The sequence below is a fragment of the Calothrix sp. FACHB-168 genome (assembly GCF_963889195.1).
In the GTDB taxonomy this organism is placed as follows: domain Bacteria; phylum Cyanobacteriota; class Cyanobacteriia; order Cyanobacteriales; family Nostocaceae; genus Aulosira; species Aulosira anomala_A.
The window spans coordinates 278,748-295,327 of record NZ_CAWPNJ010000019.1; the positions used below are offsets into that span (position 1 = coordinate 278,748).

Genomic DNA, 16,580 nt, shown 5'->3' on the forward strand with positions numbered 1-16,580 from the left:
AATAGGAATCAATCAGCAAAATGAATAAAATTCAAACTCAAATTAAAGCATTTCTTTCAAAATTTTTTGGTAATCATGATTTGCAAGTTGACGAGGATATTTTTACGCTAGGCTTTGTTAATTCCATGTTTGCGATGCAGCTTGTTTTATTTATAGAGCAAGAATTTCAAATTAATATTGAAAACGAAGACTTGGAATTTGATAATTTTCGTACTATTAATTCTCTCGCCAATCTAGTTGAGCGGAAAACAGCACAAATAGTCTTATGAAACTAGAACTAACTCCGCAACAAAAAAGTTATCAAGCTGAAATTAGAGCTTTGGTAAATGAGGAAATATTTCCTGAAGCTGGTGAATGGGATAGGAAAGAATTTACTCCCCCTGAACTAATCAAAAAAATTGCTCAACGTGGTTTTCTTGGGGCTGTATTACCACAAGAATATGGCGGTGAAGGAATGGATATGATTAGTTACGGTATTCTCAACGAAGAAATTGGCCGGGGATGTTCTTCTATACGGAGTTTGCTAACAGTTCATAATATGGTTTCTCAGGCTTTATGCAAATGGGGAAGTAAATCTCAAAAAGATTATTGGCTCCCTAAACTAGCATTGGGAGAAATTATAGGTGCTTTTGCATTAAGCGAGCCGAATGTAGGTAGCGATGCTAAAAATGTAGAAACAACAGCAACATTTACAGGTAATGCTTATATTTTAAATGGGCGAAAAAAATGGATTACCTATGGACAAATAGCAGATATATTTTTAGTATTTGCTAAGTGTGAAGGTAAACAAACTGCTTTTTTAGTTGAAAAAAATAATCCAGGTCTTTTGATAAAACCGATGTCTGGTATTTTAGGTACTAGAGCATCAATGCTAGCAGAATTGCAGTTGAATAACTGTGAGGTAGCAGCAGAAAATTTAGTAGGTAAATTAGGCTTTGGTTTTGCTTACATTGCTGCTTCTGCCCTTGATTATGGTAGATATAGTGTAGCCTGTGGTTGTGTAGGTATTGCTCAAGCTTGTTTAGAAGCTTGCATCCAATATACTAGCGATCGCAAACAATTTGATGTCTACCTTAAAGAACATCAATTAATTCGCCAAAAGATAACTCAGATGATAGCTAACATCAAAGCTGCAAGATTGTTATGTTATCAAGCCGGTTATCTCAAAGATATTAACCATCCTAACTCGATTATAGAAACTTCTATCGCCAAGTATTTTGCATCTACAGCAGCCACTAAAATAGCTAATGATGCTGTGCAAATTCATGGCGGAAATGGTTGTAGTAGTGATTATCCTGTGGAACGGTATTTACGGGATGCCAAAGTTATGGAAATTATTGAAGGTAGCACTCAAATTCAAGAAATTACAATTGCTGAATCAGGATATCAAGATTATTTTATTTCCAGCGTTTCTAGTGATTGGGAATGTAAATTAATAAGGAAGGTTTAGGGTAATAATTTTTTGTTGAGTGAGGTAGAAAATTAATATTTTTAACGCAGAGAGGCGCAGAGTTAAGCGCAAAGTTTCGCAGAGGTTTGTTCAGTTTTATGCGTGATGTATTAAGTATTTTAGAGGGTGAAAAAAGGCTATATTTTGCATTAATAATGAGATAGGAAAAGAATGGATAAGGTTCACTATGGTTAGTAATCAAGAAACAAATTTGAATAGTCAACAAGAAGATAAAAAAGTTATTAAATGTGTTGTTTGGGATTTAGATAATACTTTATGGCACGGGGTTTTATTAGAAGATGAAAAAGTTTATTTACGAAGAGATATATTAAATATTATTCACAGTTTAGACAAGCGGGGAATTTTACAATCTGTTGCTAGTAAAAATGATTGTGAAACAGCTATAGCTAAATTAGCAGAATTCGGACTGAAGGATTATTTTTTATATCCCCAAATTAACTGGAATTCTAAGGCAGCTTCTATCAAAGAAATTGCCAAATTATTGAATATTGGCATAGATGCGATCGCCTTTGTTGATGATCAATTATTTGAACTCGAAGAAGTCAAGTTTTCTGTACCAGAAATTCTTTGTATTAATGCTGATAAAATTGGTAATATTCTCGATATGGCTGTGATGAATCCCCGGTTTTTGACGGAAGATTCTGCCATGAGAAGATTAATGTATCTTAGTGATATTGAACGTCAAAATGCTGAGAAAGATTTTGTAGGAACAGCAGAAGAATTCTTGGCTACGCTCAACATAAATTTTACTATATCATTGGCACAAGAAGAAGATTTACAACGCGCAGAAGAATTAACCTTACGCACTAACCAATTAAATACAACTGGTTATACATATTCCTATGATGAACTCAATAATTTTCGTAATTCCAAAAATCATAAATTGCTAATTGCTAGTTTAGAAGATAAATATGGAAGCTACGGAAAAATCGGTTTAGTATTAATTGAATGTCAAGCGGATATTTGGAAAATCAAGCTTTTACTCATGTCTTGTCGCGTTATGTCTAGAGGTGTGGGAACAGTGATGTTGAATTATGTCATGAGTTTAGCTAAAAACAATAATGTCCGCCTCCTAGCAGAATTTGTTTCTAATAATCGCAATCGCATGATGTATATATCTTATAAATTTGCTGGCTTTAAAGAAGTTGCTAATAATGATAGCTTGATAGTTCTGGAAAATGATTTAACCCGCATTCAGCCTGTACCTGCATATATTAAATTTCAGGCGAATTAATTTCTGAGAGATGGGAATGGGTACATATATTTCAAAAATTATGCATGACTATGAATAACAAAAAAAATGAAATTTCTCTGAGACGTTCTCAACTATCACCTGCAAAACAAGCACTTTTAGAAAAACGCTTGCGAGGTGAACTTAAACTAGATAAATCTGAAAAATTTATTCCCCGTCGTTCTCAACATAATCCTGTTCCGTTATCTTTCTCTCAACAACGGCTATGGTTTTTGGCACAATTAGAGCCAGATAACCCATTTTATAATATTTCTGCTGTAGTTCGTCTCCAAGGAAAGCTTAACTTTCAAGCTTTGCAAGATAGTTTGCAAGAAATTATCAAACGCCATGAAGTTTTGCGCTGTAATTTTCAAACTATTGAAGATAAACCTGTAGCATTTATTCATTTTTCAAAAACATTATCTATTACAGTAATTGATATTAGCGAAATAGCGATAAATCAACAATCAGCAGAAATTCAAAAACTAGCAACACAAGAAGCAGACCAACCATTTAACCTCAACAATGATTTGTTATTAAGAGCAAAGTTAATACAGCTAAATCCAACAGAACATATATTATTATTTACCATGCACCATATTGTTTCTGATGGTTGGTCAATAGGTGTATTAATACATGAATTAGCAACGCTATATCCAGCTTTTTGTCAAGATAAAACCTCATCCTTAGCTGAACTACCAATTCAGTATGGAGACTTTGCTATTTGGCAAAAAGAATACTTACAAGGAGAAGCACTAACATCTCAAAAAAATTACTGGAAGCAACAATTAAGTGGCTCTTTACCAGTTTTACAACTCCCACAAGATTATCCTCGTCCGGCGGTACAATCTTACAGAGGGAAAACCCATACTTTTACTATTCCTAAATCTTTAACCACCGCAATCAAAGCACTGAGTCAGCAAGCAGGCACTACTTTATTTATGACATTGCTGACTGCTTTTAAAATTCTGCTTTATCGCTACAGTCAACAAGAAGATATTATTATTGGGACTGCGATCGCTAATCGTAATCTTACCCAAATTGAAAAGTTAATCGGTTTTTTTGTCAATACTTTAGTGTTGCGAACTGATGTCAGTGGTAATCCGAGTTTTCTCGATTTATTAGCAAGAGTTAAACAGACAACACTAGATGCTTATACCCACCAAGATTTACCTTTTGAACAGTTAGTAGAAGAAATTCAACCAGAACGCAATCTCAGCCATAACCCGCTTTTTCAAGTTTGGTTTTCCCTTAATAATAGCCCCATGCCAGCTTTAGAAATAGGAGAACTAACTTTAACTATATCAGGTACAGAAAGTGCAACGGCTCAGTTTGACTTAAGCCTAGATATGGTAGAACAGCAAGAAGAACTTATAGGTAAATTTGAATATAGTAGTGATTTATTTAATGCAAATACTATTAACCGTATAACAGAACATTTTCAAACTTTGCTGGCAGGAATTATTGCTACTCCAGAACAACAAATTGCGTCTTTACCTCTACTAACAACAGCCGCCAAAAATGACTTGCTGTATAATTGGAATAATAATTTAGTTGAATATCCTCAAAATCAATGCATTCATCAGTTATTTGAGAACTGTGTAAACAATACAGCAAATGCAGTAGCAGTAGTATTTCAACAACAGCAATTAACTTATCAAGAATTAAACCAAAAAGCCAATCAATTAGCACATTACTTACATTCTTTAGGAGTAAATAAAAATGTACTAGTTGGGATTTGCGTTGAGCGCTCTATTGAGATGATTATCGCCTTATTAGGAGTTCTTAAAGCTGGTGCTGCTTATGTACCTTTAGATCCGGCTTATCCTCAAGAACGCTTGAGTTTTATGTTGAGTGATTCACAAGTTTCTGTGTTGCTAACTCAACAAAAGCTAGTATCCAGCCTTTCAGTTGAAAATATACCGATAGTTAGTTTAGATAGCGACTGGGAGATAATTTCGCAACATAGCCAGGTAAATCCTGTTAATAATAGCACCCCAGATGATTTAGCCTATGTAATTTACACATCGGGTTCTACAGGTAAGTCTAAAGGAGTAGCGATCGCACATCGCAGTTTAGTCAATAAATTTTACGCTTGGAATCAAGCTTATCAGCTGGATTCGCTGACAAGTCATTTACAAATGGCAAGTTTTGCATTTGACGTTTGTTCAGGGGATGTAATTCGCGCTCTGTGTAGTGGTGCTAAATTAGTCTTGTGTCCCCGTGAATGGCTGTTAGAAGCAGAGAAGTTATATCAACTCATGCTTGCAGAAAAAATTGATAGCGCCGAGTTTGTTCCTGTGGTGTTGCGGAATTTGGTGCAGTATCTCGAAAGAACTCAGCAAAATCTTCACTTCATGCGCTTGCTAGTAGTTGGTTCAGATACCTTATATGTCAAAGAATATCAAGAATTTCAACGGTTTTGTAGCGAACAAACACGTTTAATTAATTCCTATGGTGTTACAGAAGCAACGATTGATAGTACATATTTTGAATCAACAGAAATTAATTTACCTGAGAATGCACTAGTACCAATTGGTAGTCCATTAGCGAATACAGAAATTTATATATTAGACTCATACCTCCAACCTGTTCCTGTTGGTATTACTGGAGAAATTTACATCGGTGGTGAAGGATTAGCTCAAGGTTATTTGCATCGACCAGATTTAACAACAGAGAAATTTATCTTTTGGAATGGGGAAAAAAGATTATATAAAACTGGCGACAAAGCCAAATATTTAGCAGATGGTAATATTGAATTTTTAGGCAGACTAGATTATCAAATTAAGCTGCGAGGTTTCCGCATTGAATTAGGAGAAATTGAAGCAGTTATTAAGCAACATCCAAATGTGGGTGAAGCTGTGGTTATTGCTAGAGAAGATGTTCCCGGCGATCGCCGCTTGGTTGCATATTTTATACAGCATTCTCAGGAGCAATTAGCCATAGACTTACGGGAATTTCTCGAGCAAAAGCTCCCTGAATATATGATACCTGCTGCTTTTGTGGCATTAGAAGCATTACCAATCACACCTAATGGTAAGTTAGATCGGTGGGCATTACCAGCACCAAATATCACACAATTATCATCCCCATCAGATTTTATTGCACCTTCGACAGCAATTGAAAAGCAGCTTGTCAATATCTGGACAGAAATATTAGGAATTGACAATATAGGCATTCACCATAATTTCTTTAATTTAGGAGGACATTCCTTACTCGCAACTCGTTTGATTTCCCAAATAAGACAAATTTTTCAAATAGAACTTCCTTTACGGCGAATATTTGAAAAACCCACAATAGCCGGGTTAGCTAAAGATATTGAAAAAGCCACTAAAACTAACTCGCAGGTTGAAGAAATAAAGATTACACGAATTGCGCGATCGCCTCATTTACCCTTATCCTTTGCGCAACAGCGATTCTGGTTTTTGACTCAGTTAGAAATGCACAGTTCTGCTTATAATATGCCCAGTGCTGTGCGTTTGCAGGGCAACCTGAATATTAAAGCCTTACAACAAACCTTCCAAGAAATTTTACGCCGTCACGAAGCTTTACGCACTAATTTTCAAACTATAGAAGGGCAACCTGTAGCGGTTATCTTACCACCAGCAGCAGTACGATTGCCCATATTAGATATTAGTAATTTACCTGCCAATCAACAAGAATTAGAAGTTAAAAAACAAACGACAGAAGAAGCACAAACACCATTTGATTTAAATAATGGTTGCTTACTGCGAGTCAAATTATTGCGCCTGAGCGAACAAGAAAATATATTACTTTTGACAATGCATCATATCGCCTCTGATGCTTGGTCAACAGATATTTTATTGCGTGAATTTGTCACTTTGTATCAAGCTTTTTCTGAAGCACAACCCGCACCATTAGCTGAATTACCCATTCAATATGTCGATTTTGCAGCTTGGCAGCGACAATGGTTACAAGGAGAAAGACTAGAATCGCAAATATCTTACTGGCGACAGCAGTTAGAGGGTGTACCAGAATTATTAGAGTTACCAACAGATTTTCCTCGTCCCCCCCTTCAAAGCTTTCAAGGTGCTACATACAGTTTTAAGTTACCCCAGCAGCTATCTGTAGGCTTAAATCAGTTGAGTCAGCAACAGGGAACTACCTTGTTTATGACATTGCTAGCAGCATTCAAAACCTTACTATACCGTTATACAGGTAGCGAAGATTTGGCGATCGGTTCGCCAATTGCTAACCGCGATCGCATCGAGTTAGAAGGGCTGATTGGACTATTTATCAATACCCTTGTACTGCGAACTAACTTAGCTGGAAATCCCAGTTTTATTGAACTACTAAAACGGGTGCGAGAAGTTGCTTTAGGCGCTTACGCCCATCAAGATTTACCTTTTGAGTTGTTAGTAGAAGAACTGCAACCCCAACGCAATTTAAGCCATACACCTCTATTTCAAGTGATGTTTGTGCTGCAAAATGTATCGATGTCAGCTTTAGAATTACCTGGCTTAACTTTAAATTATTTACCTGTTGACAGTGGTACTGCCAAATTTGATTTAACCCTAGATATGACAGAAACTATCGAGGGTTTAGTTGCTAATTTTGAATACAATAGCGATTTATTTCAAGCAAGCACAATCAAGCGGATGGCAGGGCATTTCCAAACCTTACTGGAAGGAATTATCGCCAATCCACAGCAACGTTTATCTCAGCTACCATTATTAACATCATCTGAAAAACATCAACTATTACAACAGTCGCACAACACAGAAATTACCTATCCTGTTGATGAATTTATCCATGAATTATTTGCACAACAAGTAGAAAAAACACCAGACGCCGTTGCAGTTATCTATGAAAATCAACAATTAACCTATCAAGAACTCAACGCCAAAGCAAATCAACTCGCTCATTATTTACGTTCTCTGGGAGTCAAACCAGAAGTATTAGTTGGGATATGTATCGAGCGTTCTTTAGAAATGGTAATTGGGTTATTAGCAATTCTCAAAGCTGGTGGTGCTTATATACCCCTTGACCCTAATTATCCCCAACAAAGATTAGAATATATATTAGAAGATACCCAAGCTTCAGTATTACTAACTCAAGCCTCATTACTGGAATTATTACCACAGCATCAAGGACAAATAGTTTGTCTAGATAGTGATTGGCATCTCATAGCCCAACACAGCCAAAATAATTTATCTTCTCAACTCACAACTGAGAACTTAGCTTATATTATTTATACTTCTGGTTCTACAGGCAAACCAAAAGGTGTACAAATTCCTCACATGGCTCTGAGTAACTTTTTGTACTCCATGAAACAAGCCCCAGGATTAACATCTCAAGATAAATTACTAGCAGTTACAACATATTCTTTTGATATTGCCGCCTTAGAGATTTTTCTACCTCTCATAGTTGGTGCTTGTTTAATAGTAGCTAGTCAAGAAATTATCGCTGATGGCATCCAATTGTCAGCAAAAATTAAAGCATCAAAAGCAACAGTCATGCAAGCTACACCAGCTACATGGCAGTTACTTTTAGCTTCAGGTTGGGATGAAAATCTTCAATTAAAAATTCTCTGTGGTGGAGAAGCTTTACCTGCACCTTTAGCGAGTCAATTATTACAAAGATGTAGTTCTTTATGGAATATGTATGGCCCGACAGAAACCACAATTTGGTCAGCCGCGAGCCAAATAAAAACTGTTAACAAAACTGTACCCATTAGTTCCCCAATTGCTAACACACAACTTTACATTCTTGACCAATATAATCAGTTAGTTCCTGACGGTGTACCAGGGGAATTATGTATTGGTGGCGCAGGACTAGCTAGAGGTTATTTCAAGCGTCCAGATTTAACAGTAGAGAAATTTATCCCTCATCCTTTTAGCGATCGCGCATCAGCACGTTTATATAAAACTGGCGACTTAGCGCGGTATTTACCCAATAGAGAAATCGAATATCTTGGTCGAATTGATCACCAAGTCAAAATTCGTGGTTTCCGCATTGAATTAGGAGAAATTGAGGCAGTTATTAGCCAATATTCAGGAGTGCGAGAAACGGTTGTGACGGTAAGAGAAGATTCAGCTTCTCAACGTCTAGTAGCTTATATTGTCCCCACAAAAGAGCTAAAACCAACGATTTCTGAACTACGCAGTTTCTTAGAGACAAAGTTGCCAAATTACATGATACCAGCAGCTTTTGTCATATTAGAAGCATTACCACTTACTCCTAATGGTAAAGTTGACCGCAAAGCCCTACCTGCACCGGATATAGCAAAACTTGGAATCAATCAGGAACTAGTAAAACCTCGTAATTTTGTAGAAACTAAACTGACTGAAATTTTTACAGAAGTTTTGGGTGTGGATCGAGTAGGAATTTTCGATAACTTTTTTGAATTAGGTGGGGATTCTATTGTGGCGATTGTCGTCATTACTAAAGCTAATCAAGCTGGGATAAAACTGACTGTTAAACAATTATTTCAACATCAAACAGTGGCAAATTTAGCCAGTGTAGCTGTTACCCAAAATGTAATTCAAGCAGAACAAAAAGTTACGAACAAGGATACATCTGCTCACTTCTCCAAAGCCAACTTGAATCAAACAGAACTTGACCGATTTTTAGCAAAAGTTAAACGAACAAGTAAAAATCAAAAAATATGAGAGAAGACATTCAAGATATATACCCACTATCTCCCATACAGCATGGTATTTTGTTTCATGCTCTGCACGCCCCTGAACTGGGACTTTACCACATGCAGGACATCTACACTTTTAAAGGCAATCTCAATCGTTCTGCTTTTGAACATGCTTGGCAACAATTATCAGCCTTACATACAGTATTACGTACTAGTTTCTATTGGGAAGAATTAGAAAAACCATTACAAGTTGTACATGACCAAGTTGAAGTCCCTATAGAATATCAAGATTGGCGGGGAATTGCGCCAGATGCACAGCAAGCAAAATTAAAGTCCTTTCTCAAAAGCGATCGCCTGCGGGGTTTTGATTTTTCCCAAGCGCCTCTAATCCGCCTAGCTTTGTTTCAAGTAGAAGATAATGTTTACTACCTTGTCTGCGTTTGGCATTTGATTATTCTTGATGGCTGGTCTATTCCCTTTTTATTAAAGGATGTTATTGAAATTTATGAAGCGTATTCCCAAAATCAAGATGCGCCTTTAATTTCTGGTAGTTGCTTTGGAGACTATATTAACTGGTTACAACAACAGGATTTATCTCAAGCAGCAGAATTTTGGCGACAGCAACTTAAAGAAGTCACAGAGCCTACTTCTTTAGCTAATCTTTATTCCCAGAAATTATCTAATTTAGAAGAACGCTACGAGGATATACAAATTAGCTTATCGGCAGCAACTACAAAAAATTTAGAAACATTAGCAAGACAACATCACCTAACTATTAACACCCTTGTTCAAGGAGCTTGGGCGATACTTCTATGTCACTATAGTGGCAAAAATAATGTTATCTATGGCTGTACTTTTTCCGGTCGCCCAGTAGATTTACCAGGAGCAGAGTTAATGGTAGGGGAAATGGTGAATACCTTACCAGTACACCTCAAGGTAAATATGGATGATGATTTATTACCTTGGCTGCAAGAATTACAAACTCAATTAGTAGAAATTCGGGAATATGAATACTACCCGTTGGTAGATGTTCAAAAGTGTAGTCAAGTACGAGGAAATCTGCCATTATTTGCTAGCTTTGTTGTATTTGAAAACCAAAAAACAGGCAGATTTTTGGAAGAATGGGGAAGTTTAAATATTTCTGAACATAATTCTTTTTACAAAACTAATTATCCTTTAACGATAGTTGGATATCCTGGTTCAGAACTGACAATTGGCATTAATTACGACTTCCAACTTTTTGCAGCAGCAACTATTGTAAATATCCTGGAGCATCTGAAAATATTACTCGAAAATATGGCGAATAATTTGAATTTAACTATTCAGGAATTATTGTCTTTAACAGAGCAAAAACTCCATCCTGAATTAGTCATACTCAAAAACCAAATGTCATTAAATTTCGATTGTGTTTAAGTCAATTATATTATTTTCATCACAGTAGCCAAAACCATGAATATTTTTGAAAAATGTGAATCAAACGTCAGAAGTTATTGTCGCAATTTCCCGACAATATTTCATCGGGCTAAGGGTTCCATTGTTTATGATGAATCAGGTCAAGAATATATAGATTTTTTTGCAGGTGCGGGTGCTTTAAATTACGGGCACAATCATGACTATATCAAAAATCAAATCATATCCTATTTAAACGCAGATGGAATATCACATGGTTTAGATATGTATACTTCTGCGAAAGAAAAATTCTTATCAAAATTTAATGAGACAGTATTAACTGCAAAACAGCTAGATTATCGGATTCAGTTCTGCGGCCCGACTGGAACTAATGCGGTAGAAGCAGCTTTAAAATTAGCAAGAAAAGTCAAAAAGAATCCAGGTATTTTCTCCTTTATGGGAGCTTATCATGGCATGACTTTAGGTAGTTTAGCAATTACTGCTAATAAGGGAATTAAGGCAGGTACAATTGGCACATTAAATAATGTCACCTTTATGCCTTACCCCTACGGATTTATGGAGAGTTTTGACACTATAAAATATATAGACTCAGTTTTAAATGATGTCAATTCGGGTATAGAAAAACCAGCAGCAATTATCTTTGAAACAGTGCAAGCTGAAGGGGGAGTGATTGTTGCTCCCATTGAATGGATGCAAAGATTGAGAAAATTGTGTGACGAGCATGATATTTTATTAATCTGTGATGATATTCAAGTCGGTTGTGGTAGAACAGGCGCTTTCTTTTCTTTTGAAAGAGCAGGTATAGTTCCCGATATGGTCATACTATCTAAATCTATTAGTGGCTATGGATTACCAATGTCACTACTATTAATTAAACCAGAATTAGATATATGGGAACCAGGCGAACATAACGGTACTTTTCGGGGGAATCAATTAGCATTTATTGGAGCTACGGCGGCTTTAGAGTATAGAGAAAGTAGTTCTCTGGAACTAGATGTTAAAGAAAAAGAGCTTTTATTAAAAAACTTTTTGACTCAAGAGATAGCAGCAATTAGCGAAAACATAATCATCCGGGGAATTGGCATGATTTGGGGTATTGATGTTCAAAATTTCGGCGGTAAAAATTTTGCTAAAAGCATAACATCACGTTGTTTTGAACTAGGCTTAATAGTTGAAACAGCAGGTAGAAATGATACAGTAATTAAAATTTTACCTCCTTTGGTAATTGATATGTTTACTTTACAAAAAGGTTGTTTAATCCTCAAGCAAGCTTTTAATGACTGTCTGCCAAATTAAGTAAGTAAGCTTATTGACTTTATTAATCAACCAGTATTTTTTAGGAGCATATAAATATGGATGGACAAGAACATAAAAACGACTTATTAGCGCAAAAAATTTATTGGCTAAATAAGTTATCAGGAGAGCTTCCAGAAACTAATCTCATGCTGGATTATGTCAGACCTGTATTTCCTTGTAAGAGAAACAAGTCTCTGGGCTTGGAACTATCCCATGATGTATCTCAAAAAATCATCAAACTCAGTCGAGGTTCTGAATTTTCAACTTACTGGATACTGTTATCTGCATTGAATATCTTGTTATATAAATATAGTCGCAAAAATGATGCGATCGCGGGAATACCTAGATATACAGAAATTGCTACAAATGATGTGAAAGCCAAATTTATTCCTTTGCGGACTCAGGTAAAATCTCACATATCCTTCAAAGATTATCTTTTACAAGTTAAAGATGAAATTATCGGTGCTTACAACAATCAAAACTGCGATTTAGAAGAGTTAATTTCGTTATTAAACATCCCATCAGTGTCTAATCGTTGTCCATTGTTTAATGTAGTAGTTTTATTAGAAAATATTCACGATAAGAATATTATCACTGATGACGATTGCGATTTGGTGTTTTCTTTTTCGATTAATGAAGAATCCATTAATCTCAATATAGAGTATAGCGACTATCTTTTTCGAGATGAGAATATTAATTTATTTGGCAGATATTACAGTAATTTTTTGACAAATGCTCTCAATAATATCAATGAAAAAATCTCAGATATTACTTTATTCTCAGAATGTGATAGATATCAGCTATTGAAACATTTCAATAATAATCATCAATTATATCCAGTTGAGCAAACAATCAATCAGTTATTTGAACAGCAGGTATATAAAACCCCAGATAATATAGCTGTAGTTTATCAACAAAAAAAGTTAACTTATCAAGAACTAAATGAAGCTGCTAATCAGTTGGCTATTACATTGCGTCAACTAGGACTGAGTAAAGACGACTTGGTCGGTATATTTAAAGACAGGGACATAAATTTTTTGATTGCTATTCTGGCTATATACAAAGCAGGTGGAGTGTATGTACCTATTGATAGTACTTATCCTGCAAATCGAATTGAATATATGTTAACTAATAGCGAAGTTAAGTTTCTCTTGACTGATGCTACTTTATTAAATATTTTGAATGACTTAATAGATAAATGTTCTCAATTAAAGTCTATTATTTGTTTAGATGAAGTCATTACCGACAATATAAATTGGACTCATAACCAGGAATTAATCATCTACCAACAACTTGATTTTAGTAATATTTCCCCAGAAAATATAGAGCCAGTCAACAAAGGAAGTGACATAGCTTACACGATTTATACTTCCGGTTCTACAGGATTACCAAAGGGAACAATGGTGAGACATGATGGTGCTATTAATCATATTTATGCCCAGTTTGATGAGCTAAAATTAACCGCAGAATTTTGCTTTTTACAAAGCGCACCTTCATCAACAGATATTTCTATATGGCAATTTTTAGCACCGCTTTTAATCGGCGGAAAGACTGTCATTGTTGATATTGAAACTGTTGCTATTCCTGAACAATTATTTAAAATACTGAAAGCAGAAAAAATTACTGTTGTGGAATTAGTACCAGCTTTATTTGGCGGATTGCTGGAATATATTTCGCAATTACCAAACGCAGAAAGGGAACTACCTGATTTGCAATGGATGATGTTATCGGGTGAATCTGTAGCGATTAAATGGGTAAATCAGTGGCTGAAAATATACCCTAATATCAAGATTGTGAATGCTTATGGCCCTAGCGAAGCTGCTGATGATATCACTCAATTTATTGTTGATAAACCTTTACCAGAAAATCAACGAACAATTCCCATTGGAAAACCACTAGCTAACCTCAATCTCTATATTCTCGATGAGCAAATGAAATTATTACCTATTGGCGCTCCTGGAGAAATTTGTGTATCGGGAATTGGTGTAGGTGCTGGTTACTGGAAAAATGAAGAAAAAACTCAGTTAAGTTTTGTTCCCAATCCGTTTACAGATGTTGCTCAGAAGTTACCAGAAAATCGCCCAGATTTAATTTATAAAACTGGAGATTTAGGAAGATGGCTTCTAGATGGAAATATAGAATTTCTCGGACGTATTGACCATCAGGTAAAAATACGTGGTTTCCGCGTAGAGTTGGGAGAAATCGAGTCATTGTTGAGTCAACACCAAGCAGTTAAAAATGTTGTAGTTGTAGTTAGAGAAGAAAACCCTAACGACAAGCGCTTGGTGGCTTATGTTGTACCTCAATCTGAGTTGGCTCGAGATGATACAAACAGTAGCAAACTCATCTCAGAGTTACGCAATTTTCTGCAAGAAAAACTACCAGGACACATGATACCTTCTTTCATTGTCTTGCTAGAAGCATTACCTTTAGCACCTAGTGGAAAAGTAGATCGCCAAGCATTACCTATACCAAGTTTTCAAAATGAATCAGAATTTGGCTTTGTTGCACCTCGTACTCCTACAGAAGAGATAGTTGCTGATATTTGGGGTCAGGTATTAAAGCAAGAACATATCGGTATTCACGATGATTTTTTTGATTTAGGTGGACATTCTTTACTAGCAACTCAAGCTATTTCTAGGTTACGGGAAGCTTTTAAGATTGAGTTACCTTTACGTAGTTTATTTGAAGCACCAACAGTTGCTCAAATTGTTCCAACTATTGAAAATATGTTGACAATTAAGCAATTGCAATTTGTGTCTCCAAATGGGTTAGAAAATGACCGAGAAGAGATAGAATTATGAAAACTATTACAGAATTTTTAGCTGAACTTTGCAGTTTAGATATTAAGCTTTGGGTTGAAGATAATCGCTTACGTTGTAGCGCTCCCAAAAATGTAATCACACCAGCGATTAGAGAAGAACTAGCTAGACGCAAACAAGATATCCTGAATTTGATATCTAATAACAATTCAGTTCTAGATTTCGATCAACAGCTTATTTCTTCAATACCACGCGCAGAAAATTTACCGCTATCATTTGCACAGCAAAGACTGTGGTTTTTAGCTCAATTAGAACCAGATAGTTCATCGTATAATATATCTGTGGCTGTTAAACTGCAAGGAAAATTAAATTTAGCAGCACTACAACAAAGTTTCCAGGAAATTATCAATCGCCATGAAGCTTTACGAACGAGCTTTCAAACGGTAGATGGTCAACCAATACAAATTATTGCTCCTAGCTTAGATTTTGCTATTTCAATTATTAGTTTGCATGAATGCTCTTTATGGGAACAAGAAAAACAAATACGTCACTTGACTACACAAGCGGCGCAACAACCTTTTGACTTAACTAAATCTCCTTTATTGAGGGTGAATTTAGTACAGTTGCACCCAGAAGAATACATCATACTGCTAACAATTCACCATATTGTTTCAGATGCTTGGTCTATGGGGATATTAGTTGAGGAATTCGTAGCACTGTATTCAGCTTTTTGTCAGGGTAAACCGTCACCATTTGCAGAATTACCTATACAGTATGCAGATTTTGCTGTTTGGCAGCGTCAATGGTTGCAAGGAGAGAGATTACAAACCCAGCTAAATTATTGGAAACAAAAACTAGGTAATATTCATCCGCAGTTAAAATTCCCCAGACAGGCTGTAAATTCGATGAATGAAACTACTCAAGGTGCTGAGAAATCATTTACTTTGAGTCAAGAATTAAGCAAAGCCATATATGTGCTTAGTCGTCAGGAGGGTGTGACTTTATTCATGACATTGTTGGCTGCTTTTGAAGTTTTGCTTTACTGCTTTACAGGTACTTTAGATATTAGAGTGGGTTCACCCATTGCTAACCGCAATCGAGTGGAAATTGAGAAACTGATTGGATTTTTTGTGAATACTTTAGTGTTACGGATTGATTTATCTGGGAATCCTAGTTTTCGGGAATTATTAGCGCGATCGCGTCAAGTAACATTAGAAGCATATGCTCACCAAGACTTACCTTTTGAAAAGCTAGTAGAAGAACTACAACCACAAAGAAGTTTAAATAATCATCCACTGTACCAAGCATGGTTTGTTCTGGACAATAATCCTATGCCACAGTTGCAACTACCAGATTTAATCTTAACTCCATTCGAGATTGAAACTCGAACAGTACGACATGATTTGCTTTTATCTATGTGGGAAACTTCAGCAGGTATTCAGGGTTATTTTGAGTATAAAACGCACCTATTTGATAAGCCGAGTATTTATCGATTGATTGAACATTTTCAAGTCATTATACAGCATGTTGTTGCTAAACCAGAGATAAAATTACAGGAAATTGTCGAACTTTTAAACCAAATTGATCGGGAACAGCAGCAAATTAAAAAAAATAATTTACAAGCAACTGAGCGGCAAAAATTAACAATAGCTAAACGCAGAGCAGTGCGGAATATATAGATCAGGGCTTACACAAAATAATGAAAAAACGAACCGCGTTCGCCGAAGGCGTTCCCGAAGGGTAGAACACAAAGAACACGAAGTAAAGAGGGTTTTCGAGGATTATTGCGTAAGTTCTATAAAT

8 protein-coding genes are annotated in these 16,580 nt (G+C 35.9%); all 8 read left to right on the forward strand.

The window, feature by feature from the left end:
* Positions 1–20 precede the first annotated feature (20 nt).
* The 8 genes from AACW45_RS12380 to AACW45_RS12415 all read left to right on the forward strand — a co-directional run bounded on the left by AACW45_RS12380 (position 21) and on the right by AACW45_RS12415 (position 16,456).
* Positions 21–269: an acyl carrier protein gene (locus tag AACW45_RS12380; RefSeq protein ID WP_190628132.1), complete on the forward strand. Its 249-nt coding sequence runs from the start codon at positions 21–23 to the stop codon at positions 267–269.
* On the forward strand, positions 266–1,450 hold the full coding sequence (locus AACW45_RS12385; RefSeq protein WP_190628133.1) for an acyl-CoA dehydrogenase family protein: 1,185 nt from the start codon (positions 266–268) through the stop codon (positions 1,448–1,450). Before AACW45_RS12380 ends, AACW45_RS12385 begins: the two co-directional genes overlap by 4 nt.
* A gap of 187 nt (positions 1,451–1,637) precedes the next feature.
* The gene (locus tag AACW45_RS12390; RefSeq protein WP_190628134.1) at positions 1,638–2,705 is read left to right on the forward strand and encodes an HAD-IIIC family phosphatase; all 1,068 of its coding nucleotides are present in this window, start codon (positions 1,638–1,640) and stop codon (positions 2,703–2,705) included.
* Positions 2,706–2,755: 50 nt separating this feature from the next.
* Positions 2,756–9,334 (forward strand): non-ribosomal peptide synthetase, encoded by a 6,579-nt coding sequence (locus AACW45_RS12395; protein WP_190628138.1) that lies wholly within the window; start codon positions 2,756–2,758, stop codon positions 9,332–9,334.
* Positions 9,331–10,722, forward strand: a complete 1,392-nt coding sequence (locus AACW45_RS12400; RefSeq protein ID WP_190628142.1) for a condensation domain-containing protein — start codon at positions 9,331–9,333, stop codon at positions 10,720–10,722. The genes AACW45_RS12395 and AACW45_RS12400 overlap by 4 nt, the downstream gene beginning before the upstream one ends.
* Positions 10,723–10,758: 36 nt before the next feature.
* Positions 10,759–12,015 (forward strand): diaminobutyrate--2-oxoglutarate transaminase, encoded by a 1,257-nt coding sequence (ectB, locus tag AACW45_RS12405; protein ID WP_190628145.1) that lies wholly within the window; start codon positions 10,759–10,761, stop codon positions 12,013–12,015.
* Positions 12,016–12,071: 56 nt separating this feature from the next.
* A complete protein-coding gene (locus AACW45_RS12410; protein WP_190628147.1) occupies positions 12,072–14,819 on the forward strand; it encodes a non-ribosomal peptide synthetase in 2,748 nt (915 codons plus the stop codon).
* Positions 14,816–16,456: a condensation domain-containing protein gene (locus AACW45_RS12415; RefSeq protein ID WP_190628149.1), complete on the forward strand. Its 1,641-nt coding sequence runs from the start codon at positions 14,816–14,818 to the stop codon at positions 16,454–16,456. The genes AACW45_RS12410 and AACW45_RS12415 overlap by 4 nt, the downstream gene beginning before the upstream one ends.
* The last annotated feature ends 124 nt before the right edge of the window (positions 16,457–16,580 follow it).